The organism is Stenotrophomonas pictorum JCM 9942, from assembly GCF_001310775.1.
In the GTDB taxonomy this organism is placed as follows: domain Bacteria; phylum Pseudomonadota; class Gammaproteobacteria; order Xanthomonadales; family Xanthomonadaceae; genus Stenotrophomonas; species Stenotrophomonas pictorum.
This window is the reverse complement of record NZ_BAZI01000758.1, coordinates 1-657: the sequence shown is the minus strand read 5'-3', so window position 1 is coordinate 657 and position 657 is coordinate 1. Positions and strand designations below refer to the sequence as shown.

The 657-nt window shown below is 70.0% G+C and carries 2 protein-coding genes; both read left to right on the top strand.

Annotated elements, in window-relative coordinates; translation table 11 throughout:
• A partial coding sequence (locus tag JCM9942_RS17520) for a metal-dependent hydrolase (RefSeq protein WP_054661057.1) occupies positions 1-453 on the top strand: 453 nt, incomplete at its 5' end.
• Positions 450-657: FAD-binding oxidoreductase (locus tag JCM9942_RS17515; protein ID WP_054661055.1), on the top strand; the 208-nt coding region annotated here is incomplete at its 3' end. The genes JCM9942_RS17520 and JCM9942_RS17515, both read left to right, overlap by 4 nt.

Sequence of the window (657 nt, the reverse complement as noted above, 5' to 3'; positions counted from 1 at the left end):
GGCCTCGTCGCGGCGATGCTGCCCGATGCGGACGTGCTCGCCTTCGCGCTGCAGATCCCCTACGCCGATGCGCTCGGCCATCGCGGCGCCAGCCATTCGCTGCTGTTCGCAGCCCTGTTGGGTTTCCTGGCTCTGTTGGGCGCACGCGGATTGAATGCCGGGCGGTTGCAGGCCGCTGCCTTTGTCCTCATCTGTGCGCTGTCGCATCCACTGCTGGACGCGCTGACCTCTGGCGGCCTGGGCGTCGCCCTGTGGTGGCCGTGGAGCGACGCGCGCCTGTTCGCGCCGTGGCGACCGATCCGGGTCTCACCCTTCGCCAACCAGTTCTTCAGCGCCCGGGGTCTGCAGACCGTACTCTCGGAGCTGCGCTGGGTGTGGCTGCCGCTGTTTCTCTGCGTGTGCGGCTGGCGCCTGGTCCAGCAGCGCGCCCCCGATTTGAGCCAACGCCCATGAACTCGCTGCCTGCCGCCTTCCACCAGATCCTGACCCAGCTGCTCGGCGAGGCCTGGCGCACCGATGCCGCCGCACTGGAAGCTCATGCCCGGGACAACTCCTGGCGCCACGCGCTGCCACTGGGCGTCGCCCTGCCAAGCACGCGCGAACAGGTACAGGCCATCGTCCGCGCCTGCCGCGAGCACGGTGTGCCGCTGGTCGGGC